The 8781-nt window shown below is 42.3% G+C and carries 10 protein-coding genes and 1 pseudogene; 4 read left to right on the top strand and 7 right to left on the bottom strand.

All coding sequences use genetic code 11. The features are described from left to right. The 3 genes from VIP81_RS11405 to VIP81_RS11395 form a co-directional block, all read right to left on the bottom strand. Window positions 1-888, bottom strand: an 888-nt coding sequence (locus VIP81_RS11405; protein ID WP_331960084.1) for a response regulator, incomplete at its 3' end; no start/stop codon positions are given. A gap of 1 nt (window position 889) precedes the next feature. After that, window positions 890-2479 carry a PAS domain-containing sensor histidine kinase gene (locus tag VIP81_RS11400; protein ID WP_331960081.1) on the bottom strand — a complete coding sequence of 530 codons (1590 nt, stop codon included), beginning with the start codon at window positions 2477-2479 and terminating at the stop codon, window positions 890-892. A gap of 37 nt (window positions 2480-2516) precedes the next feature. After that, the gene (locus tag VIP81_RS11395) at window positions 2517-3281 is read right to left on the bottom strand and encodes a TIGR00730 family Rossman fold protein (RefSeq protein ID WP_331960078.1); all 765 of its coding nucleotides are present in this window, start codon (window positions 3279-3281) and stop codon (window positions 2517-2519) included. A gap of 134 nt (window positions 3282-3415) precedes the next feature. On the opposite strand from VIP81_RS11395, the gene VIP81_RS11390 reads away from it, so the two are divergent. Next, window positions 3416-3814, top strand: coding sequence for a hypothetical protein (locus tag VIP81_RS11390; protein ID WP_331960075.1), 399 nt, complete (start codon window positions 3416-3418; stop codon window positions 3812-3814). 17 nt (window positions 3815-3831) lie between these two features. Here VIP81_RS11390 and VIP81_RS11385 read toward each other — a convergent pair whose 3' ends face one another. Genes VIP81_RS11385 through VIP81_RS11375 form a run of 3 tightly spaced genes read right to left on the bottom strand, consistent with a single transcriptional unit; the run spans window position 3832 to window position 5363 of the window. Then, on the bottom strand, window positions 3832-4290 hold the full coding sequence (locus VIP81_RS11385) for a pyridoxamine 5'-phosphate oxidase family protein (RefSeq protein WP_331960072.1): 459 nt from the start codon (window positions 4288-4290) through the stop codon (window positions 3832-3834). Between the two features lie 27 nt (window positions 4291-4317). Continuing rightward, window positions 4318-4494, bottom strand: a complete 177-nt coding sequence (locus VIP81_RS11380) for a hypothetical protein (protein WP_331960069.1) — start codon at window positions 4492-4494, stop codon at window positions 4318-4320. A gap of 32 nt (window positions 4495-4526) precedes the next feature. Next, entirely contained in the window at window positions 4527-5363 is an 837-nt protein-coding gene (locus VIP81_RS11375; RefSeq protein WP_331960066.1) for a universal stress protein, read from the bottom strand. Between the two features lie 258 nt (window positions 5364-5621). Here VIP81_RS11375 and VIP81_RS11370 point away from each other — a divergent pair, with 258 nt between their 5' ends. The 3 genes from VIP81_RS11370 to VIP81_RS11360 are packed head-to-tail and all read left to right on the top strand — an operon-like array spanning window position 5622 to window position 7832. Then, complete coding sequence (locus VIP81_RS11370) at window positions 5622-6455, top strand: universal stress protein (RefSeq protein WP_331960063.1); 834 nt, start codon at window positions 5622-5624, stop codon at window positions 6453-6455. 10 nt (window positions 6456-6465) lie between these two features. Next, a complete protein-coding gene (locus VIP81_RS11365) occupies window positions 6466-7302 on the top strand; it encodes a universal stress protein (RefSeq protein ID WP_331960060.1) in 837 nt (278 codons plus the stop codon). An 11-nt stretch (window positions 7303-7313) separates the two neighbouring features. Further along, complete coding sequence (locus tag VIP81_RS11360; protein WP_331960057.1) at window positions 7314-7832, top strand: flavodoxin domain-containing protein; 519 nt, start codon at window positions 7314-7316, stop codon at window positions 7830-7832. A 77-nt stretch (window positions 7833-7909) separates the two neighbouring features. On the opposite strand, the pseudogene VIP81_RS11355 reads toward VIP81_RS11360, so the two are convergent. Beyond that, window positions 7910-8781: pseudogene (locus tag VIP81_RS11355) on the bottom strand (DNA polymerase III); the annotation flags it as partial.

The following is an 8781-nucleotide window of genomic DNA, read 5'->3' as shown; positions in this document are numbered from 1 at the left end:
CTCGTTTTGAGGATTATATTTTTTATGAAGATTTAGCAATGCTTCTGCTACTTTTTTCCTCAGGGAATTGTAAGCCAGTCCCAGGAGTTGTTCTTCTCTTGATGCTACATTTTTTGCCAGCATCCGGATAAACTGAAGGGCTACTTCATAATTATTATGTAGCAGTTCCTCAAAATCTTTTAAGGGGATTACAGCAATTTCAGTATCTTCCATTGCCACAGCAGTGTCCTTATAAACAGATCCTTCCAGCAAGGCAGTATACCCAAGGAAATCCCCTTCACTGTACAGTTCTGTTACTAATTCTTTACCCAGATCGTTACTTTTGCTGGTTTTTACTTTTCCTTTCTGAACGAAAAATAGCTTGGAAGGGTGATTCCCTTCTGTATAAATGGTTTGTTTTTTTCTGTATTTATCTATGTTTCTTCCTTCTGCCAATGCTTTGAGTGATTCTTTCCCGGTTGCTTCGTACATTAGTTTGTTTAAGCCCTGTAAGTTGGGAGAGAATTGTTGATTTTTAATAGCCGCTTTTCTTAACCTGCTTGCTATCGCGTCCCATAATTCAGTCCCGGTGAAGGGCTTTGTGATATAGTCATCTGCCCCCATACCCATACCTTTTCTGAAATCAGCTCTGTCTGTTTTTGCAGTTAGAAAAATGAATGGTGTATCCTTTACTGCTTCATGTTGTTGCATGAGTTGTAAAACGCCAAAACCATCCAGTACAGGCATCATGATGTCGCAGATAACCAGGTCCGGTTGATGCTGAATAATCATTTCCACCCCTGTTTTTCCATTGTCAGCAGTAATTACGCTGTAGCCGGCAATGGACAAAATGTCTACCGTGTTTTCCCGCAATTCTTCATTGTCTTCAATCAATAGTATTCTTTTCATATTAATAAGAGGTGTTTTCATTGTCTATAGGGAAAATAATAGTGAAGATGGTGCCTTTGTTTAATTCACTGCTGCAGGAAATATTACCATTCATCATGGCACTATATCGCTGAACGATATGCAGGCCTAAACCCGTTCCCTGAATGTTGCTAACATTACCTCCGCGGTAGAATCGTTCAAACAGGTGTTGCTGATCTTCTTCTGACATACCAATTCCGTCATCCTTCACCAGGAGCCTGAACTGGCCGTCGTTTTTAGTAGTTTCAATTTCTATCAGACTGCCGGATTTGGAAAATTTAATAGCATTACCCAGCAGATTCATCACAATATGCTTTATCAGGGAAGGGTCCAGTACCAGGTTTTTATCACCTGTATGTTGGTATTTAATCACCTGGTTGTCTTTTACAATGCCCTGCATTTCCTGGATAATAGTATTGAAATGCTCTTCGATGTCAAATTCGGTACTTCGTACCTGTATTTTCCCTTCCTCAATTTTTCCTACGGAAAGGAAATCATTCAACGTGTCTGTCAGCAGGCTGACGTTATTCACAATTCGTTGTATGTGTTTATTGCGTATGGGCTGATCCTGTTCTGCATCGTAGTGTTTGACAAGGAACGCGGAGGAAAGGATCGTACTCAGGGGGGTACGGAATTCATGGGAAGCCATGGAAACAAAGCGGGATTTAAGGTCACCCAGTTCTTTTTCTTTTCCCAGGGCAATGGTCAGTTCTTCTTTGGAGGCTTCCAGTTCTTCCAGGGCTTTGCGCAGTTGCACGGTACGGTCTTCTACCATTTCTTCCAGTTCGTTGTAGAGTTTTTCCACCCGTTCTTCTGCTTTTTTCCTTTCCGTAATATTGCTGATATAGGCGATAACAAAATTGCCTTCCTCGTTGGAATAATGACTAAGACTGATTTCCACCGGGAATTCTGTACCATCCCTGCGAACGGCATAAAGGTCCAGGCCTATACCCATTGGCCTGCTTTGTGGATCTGCATTATATCTTTCCCGATGACCAAGGTGGCGATGATGTACCCGTTGAGGAATCAGGACCTCCACTTTTTTACCTAACAGCATTTGTCGCTCATAGCCAAATTGTTGCAATGCGAAATCATTGATCAATACAATTTCCCCCTGTTTGTTGGCAACCAGTATCCCGATACTGGCATAATCGAATAGTGCACCAAAACGTTCTAATTCTTTGTTGAGTTGTTGTTTGAAATGCCGGTCTGATAAAATATCGGTAATTCTGAAAAAGCAATAGTCTTTGTGATTATGCTTAAGGAAGATTTCTTCATATACCCCTGTAAAGGTTTCTCCCTTGATGTTTTTTAATGTCCGCTCCTTCAAAATAAGCTCAGTGTTGGATCTATTCCCTGAAGGGGTTACAGCACCTATCTGATTTTGTTCCAGGATAAGTTCCAGTGAAGGGTAGTCGTCGGTCCCTAACATTTTAATACCGGTATCATTTATATAGATCAACTTGCCGTTTTCCAATTCTCTTACGGCAACAAGGCCGGGGACGCGCTCCAGTATGGCAGCAAAAATGCTTAACTGAAAGTCTATATCCAGATCGCCAATAGATAAACTCATAATGTCAGTCGGTAAGGTAACGTGATAATAAAACTTTTTATTCTCCTAATAACACATAACGGTGAAATTCAGTTTTCCGTTTTGTGTGGTATTGCGCCACCGCATATTTTTGAAGATGTTTCATGGCCTCTTCAATGGAATCTGTTAATAAGATATACTTCAAATCCGCTGCTCCAATCATGTAATTTTCGATCATTTTGTGAAACAGGGGCATCAGTGGTTCCCAATAACCGCGGTTCATTAGTACCAATGGAAAGTTAAGTATTTTATGAGTTTGAATCAAAGTAAGTGCTTCAGAGAATTCATCCAGGGTGCCAATTCCCCCAGGTAAGATCATAAATCCATAGGAGTATTTGAACATAAGTACTTTACGCACGAAGAAATATTTGCAGCTGAATTGAAAGTCCAGGTACTTATTGGCAGTTTGTTCCCTTGGTAAACTGATGTTACACCCTACGGATTTACCCCCTGCTTCTTTAGCTCCCCGGTTGGCAGCTTCCATAATACCCGGCCCGCCCCCTGTCATCACAGCAAAGCCAAGTTTGGCAATACCGGCTCCTGTTTTTCGTCCCAGTTCATAATATTCGGACCCAGGTTGTACTCTTGCAGATCCAAATACAGCTATACACGGTCCGGCAAAATGTAATATCCTGAATCCGCGGATAAACTCCATGAGTACTTTCACTGAAAAGAAAAGTTCTTTTGCCCTGGAGCGGGGGCCTTCCAGAAAATATTTCTCTTCATGACCCGGCAGTTCCTGTGTATCAGAGGTAGTCTGCGCCTTTAGATTTACTACTGACATAATGAAGTAATTGAGAGGTCAATTTCCAACTATCTTTTTTTCGCGTATATGACCGTTGTCATATAATGGTGTGATTATGCTCATTTTACTGTGTTATAAACAATGTTATACTTGTATTCACTAAAACATTTTTTATGCAGATATATATTAGCGAAGAAGCGGTGGTAGCGGATATACAGGAGAAGTTTCAAACAATGTATCCCTATCTGAAACTGGCGTTTTACAGGAAGCCACATACGAAAGGAGCCTGTTCTCCTGAGGAAGAGCAGATACCGGCAGATACGCCGATAGAGAAAGTAAGGATGTTGCATAGCTTCGGTTGGCTGGATATCAGTTATTACCGGACAGCGGCGGCGGTAGAACATGATTTTAGCTACATTTTCGGACTGAGTGCACAGATACTTAGGAAGGCCGGAACATTATGGCTGGAAACTACCGTCACAGACAGCTGGACACTGGAAGAGCTGAATAATGCCGGCAGACCGGCAAAGCATCCTACATTTCAATTACCGGAAGAACCCAGTGAGGACTGAGATAACCGGCAGATTCATTATTCTTTTTCAAATCTGCCGGTTTTCTCATGAATACGGATTCTGTAAATTACCGGCCGGATGATATTAGTAGAGGCATCCTGCATCGCCATTTCACGGTGCATTTCCGCAACGCCGGCTGTTTCGCTTACACGCAGCTGGGATAAACGGCTTACGAGGAATTTCATGGCATAGTATTTTTCTTTCGCATCGGTTACTTCTTCATAATCGCCCCAAACAACCACACTACGCCAATTGGTAAGGTTGATCATTTCGTCTACCTGGAAGCAGATATGCGGGTTTTTTCTCATCATCTCTATCTTCATTCCTTCCTGGGAATGTGCTATAAGGTAGGTATTGTTAAACGCATAATTAACAGGAACAATGTATACTTTTCCCTTATCCGTACAACCTATCCGACCAACGATACCGGTTGTTAATACCTGGTCTATTTCATCATTATTTAATTTGCCTAACATAAAATGTATGTTTTAAACGTAAAGATATTAGTACCGGTACTGTACGAGTATTTCGTATAATAGCATGAGCAGCTGTTTTAACAGTTGCAGCAGGATGGGAAAGCCGGTGGCCGTCAGCAATATGGCGGTTCCCCAGGAAATCAGTGTGGTTCCTATGTCTTTGAATGTATGTTTTGCAGCGGGGTGTGATAAAGTGTGTAACATAACTATAAGTTTGATAGTAAATGAAACAGGTATCAATAATGTGTGATGAAGAGGGGGTAAGCCAGTGTTTTAATCAATAAATCAGCATGGCTATGCCTGAATAAACGGGACACCATACTTCTTCCATAGGCTCCCATAACTACCAGCGCATGCTGTTTTTTAAGCAGGTATTCAAATAGTACCTGGTCAGAATTACCTTTTATGGTGATAATATCTGAGCTTTCAAAGTGGTGGCTCAGCCAGGTCATCATACGTTTTCTTTTGGCAGCCGGCATCTCTTCATCACTCATTTGAAAAACGGTTGCTTTAGCTTCTCCCAGTTCCGGCAGCAGATAGGTCAACTGTTTCATGGCGAAAACAGCAGATGGACTGCCGTCATAACAAAAAACTACTTCATTAACAGGTGTAAAGGAAGATGGCGCAATAATAACCGGGCATTGTGCTGTTGCCAGCAGGTCCTGTAACAGGGGAGAAGGAGCTTCCTGTGTTTTTGAGATATACGACACAGCAGCATCAGCTATTATCAAATCTGCGAACCTGCTTTCTTCGATGATGTTTTCAAGGATGTTGTCTTCCAGGTATTTTATAGATGCTGATATGCCTTTGTTTTCACAAATTAGCTCAAAGTCCCGCATATGGTAGGCTGTTTTATCCAGTTTGCCGGCGTGCTCACGGAGATGGCTGTTTGGAATGCTCTCTGCATAAGGCATACCTGATACGATTTTTAATTCAGGTTCCGCGGCATAGTTTTCATTTTCAAAAAAGAAGCCTGTTAGTTTCGAGCGGGTCATGTTTGAGAGGTAACAGGCGAAATTCAGCGCATTTTTTGTTGGTGCGGCCCCGCACATCACCAGTAGTATCTTTTCCATGTTTTTTATTTAAAGATAGCTTCCGCGGGATGCTTTATATATGACCATAGTCATACGGAGATATGATTCCCGGCATATGATGGATTATATGATTTCAATCAGTATCTGCTGTGAGTACCATCATTTTTTTCAGGCAATATAGCAGTTAGTTTAGCATAACAGTGATGGGTGAACAGCAGCAGGTTTTATGAGATCCTTATCATCAGGCAAAAGTAATTTCAACAAGTGTGACAGTTTTTTACAATTAAAAAATATTTTATGGAAAAGATATTATTTATTTCAGACGCAATTTCCATGAGCCGGGAATGTCTTGATTTCTCTTGCTATCTGGGTAATTTGACGCATTCAAAAGTTACTGGTGTGTTTCTTGAAAATCAGGAACTGGAACTCAGATCCCCTGAGATGATTCAGGAAATGGCGGTTTGTGCTCCGGTTCGGGGCGTGGCCCTTGATGTGCAGAAACAGTTATACAGAGATAAGAATATTTCGCTGTTTAAAAATATCTGTGCGTCCAATGGCGTTAACGCCGAAATTCATAAGAACCTTGGGATGCCGGCGGCAGAAGTGTTGCAGGAAAGCAGGTATGCAGATCTGCTGGTCATTGATGCAGCCACCAGTTTTTCATGGAAGCCGGAAAGTACTCCTACTGCATTTGTTAAAGAGATTCTGGAAAAGTCGGAATGCCCCGTTATCATCGCTCCATCAAACTTTGATGGGATTGACGAAATCGTGTTCACATATAATGGCAGCAGTTCTTCTATGTTTGCCATTAAGCAGTTTGCCCACTTATTCCCCGCATTACGATATAGTAAAGTTACCGTAGTGAGTATAGCCGACAATGGGAAGGAGGTAAAGGGAGATAAAGCCAGGTTGGAAGAATGGTTGACAGCACATTATGACCATTCAACAGTGGTGGTAATTGAAGATGCCAATGTGAGCCGGCGATTACTGGAATACCTGTTTGGTAAAGAGAAGGTATTTATTGTGATGGGGGCATATGGACGAAGTTTATTATCCAAAGCGGTGATTCCCAATCCCGCAGAACCTGTATTGAAACTAGCCACTCAACCGATATTTATTTCCCACTATTAACACATATTTTATGAAAAAGATTATAGCGGCGATTGATGCCATGCATTTTTCTGACCACCAGGTAGCGGCATTTAAATATTTTGCACGGGAGGCCAAGGGTGCCCTGACCGTTTTATGTATGGACAATTTGACTACCGGCGCAATTCCGGCGACAAGTATGTTTCCGGAATCCCATACCATAACCTATGAGCAAATCAGTGTAGAAGGAAGAGCTGCACTTCAATGGCAGCGAAATAAAAACATAAAGGAACTGCATCAGATCTGTGATAATGATCATATAGGTATTCAGACGCGTGAAGCAGTAAGTTACCCGGTAGAAGAAGTAGTGGCAACCAGTCGATTTGCTGACCTGCTAATGGTCAGTAACAGCACCTCTTTTGCTGCCCTCTCGGACAGCTATCCACCCCGGTTTGTAAAGGATTTGCTGGTGGAAGCAGTATGCCCGGTATTGGTATTGCCGGATGTACTTTCGCCTATTAAGGAAATCATATTTTCCTATAACGGCACCTATTCTTCTATTTATGCGATACGGCAGTTTACGCTGCTTTTCCCAGGCTTTGCTGATATGCCTGTTAAAGTCGTGTATGTAGCTGAAAACGATGAAACGGCCATTCCTTTTGAGTACCAGCTTAGAAATTATCTGGAAACGCATTATGATAGGGTAGAATTTGTGATGATGCATGGGGAACCCGCTACCGCATTCCTGGCGCTGTTAATCCGGAGAAAGGACTGCATTGTTACTTATGGCGCTTTTGGAAGAAGTGGTGTATCCCGTTTTTTCCATCATAGTGATGCGGAAAATATATTGCGTACCACCAGTATTCCTGTTTTTATCACCCATCCTTAACATATTTTTCTATGAAGGGCATTATTATTTATAAGGGAAAATACGGGGCTACCCGGCAGTATGCTATTTGGCTGGGTAATATCCTGGATATTCCCGTGGTGATGGCGGGAAATGAGACGCAGCAACAGCTCAGAGAAGCCGAATACATTATAATGGGGACCAGTGTTTATATCGGAAAATTGCAGCTCCGCAAATGGATAGCTAAACATCATGACTTGCTGATAAACAAAGATCTGTTTCTTTTCCTGGTGGCAGGTACACCAGTGGCTGAAAAGGAAAAGCTACAGGGATATATTACCGCGAATATCAGCAGTGACATTAGCACCAGGTGTAGCTGCTTTTTCCTTCCGGGAAAACTGGAGTTCAATAAGCTTTCCCTCTCAGATAAGATTTTGCTGCGGATAGGATCCCGGTTGGCAAAAAGCCGTGGTGAAAATATTGCTACCGCAGATTATAATAACGTCAAAAGAGAGTTTCTTTTCAGCATCGTAGATGTGCTGAGTAAATTAAATGACGTGACGGTTAAATAGAAAATATCTTTTTACTATTGCTATTATTTCCGGGGCTTGTACTTAGCTGCACAGTCCGGCGGAAACTGTTGGCCTGCCTACAGCAGGCTATTTACCCTGGCCAGTTTATCTCTTTTAAATGCTTCAATTCCTTCCCAGTTACGGGTGTTAAGGATATCGGCACTACTGCAGCCACCCCTTCTGGCAACCCAAACGCCCAGTTGCATATAATCAAAATGGGTCAGTTGATGTGCATCTGTATCAATCACCAGTTTTACCCCGCAGGCTATTGCTTTTTTAATCAGTGTATCGTTCAGATCCAGCCTGTTAGGGCGGGCATTAATTTCCATTGCAGTTCCGGTGGCAGCCACTTTATCGAATAGTTGTTCCCAGTTTACGGGATATGGATTTCTGGCGCCAATCAGCCGGCCACTGGGGTGGCCGATGCAATGAACATGTGGATTTTCACATGCCTTCATTAACCGGTCGGTATTGTCCTTTGTGAAATGGCTGTGGATGGATGCGATGACCCAATCGAATTTTTCCAGCATAGTATCGGGAAGTGACAGCTGTCCGTTTTCAAGGATATCTACTTCTACGCCTCTTTTTATATAATCATACCCAATGCTGTCGTTCACTTGTTTTATTTCAGCCGCCTGGGATGAAATATCACCTGGCTGCAATACATGACCAGTTCTATCTTTTGATACATGATCTGTGATAACTATATACTGGTAATGGGGAAATACGCTGAACAGGTAACGGGAAATGTGTTCGATACTTTCTGTTCCATCGCTCCAGTTACTATGTATCTGCATATCGCCCTTTAGTTGATCGAATGTCACCAGGGAGGGCAGCGTATGTGGAGATGCCGTAGTGGTAATATACTGTTCTTCTCTCAGCTCAGGGGGAATGTAGTCCAGGAGCATATGTTGGAATATTTCTTCCTCCTTTTCGGTGGCGATATATT

This window comes from Chitinophaga sp. (assembly GCF_036566945.1).
Classification (GTDB): domain Bacteria; phylum Bacteroidota; class Bacteroidia; order Chitinophagales; family Chitinophagaceae; genus Chitinophaga.
Note: the sequence above shows the minus strand (reverse complement) of the source record. Positions and strands in the feature narration are given on the sequence as shown.

Bases quoted from the DNA above. Each gene is read 5' to 3' on its own strand.
- VIP81_RS11400 (WP_331960081.1), bottom strand. From the start codon at position 2,479: ATGAGTTTATCTATTGGCGATCTGGATATAGACTTTCAGTTAAGCATT.
- VIP81_RS11395 (WP_331960078.1), bottom strand. From the start codon at position 3,281: ATGTCAGTAGTAAATCTAAAGGCGCAGACTACCTCTGATACACAGGAA.
- VIP81_RS11390 (WP_331960075.1), top strand. From the start codon at position 3,416: ATGCAGATATATATTAGCGAAGAAGCGGTGGTAGCGGATATACAGGAG.
- VIP81_RS11385 (WP_331960072.1), bottom strand. From the start codon at position 4,290: ATGTTAGGCAAATTAAATAATGATGAAATAGACCAGGTATTAACAACC.
- VIP81_RS11380 (WP_331960069.1), bottom strand. From the start codon at position 4,494: ATGTTACACACTTTATCACACCCCGCTGCAAAACATACATTCAAAGAC.
- VIP81_RS11375 (WP_331960066.1), bottom strand. From the start codon at position 5,363: ATGGAAAAGATACTACTGGTGATGTGCGGGGCCGCACCAACAAAAAAT.
- VIP81_RS11370 (WP_331960063.1), top strand. From the start codon at position 5,622: ATGGAAAAGATATTATTTATTTCAGACGCAATTTCCATGAGCCGGGAA.
- VIP81_RS11365 (WP_331960060.1), top strand. From the start codon at position 6,466: ATGAAAAAGATTATAGCGGCGATTGATGCCATGCATTTTTCTGACCAC.
- VIP81_RS11360 (WP_331960057.1), top strand. From the start codon at position 7,314: ATGAAGGGCATTATTATTTATAAGGGAAAATACGGGGCTACCCGGCAG.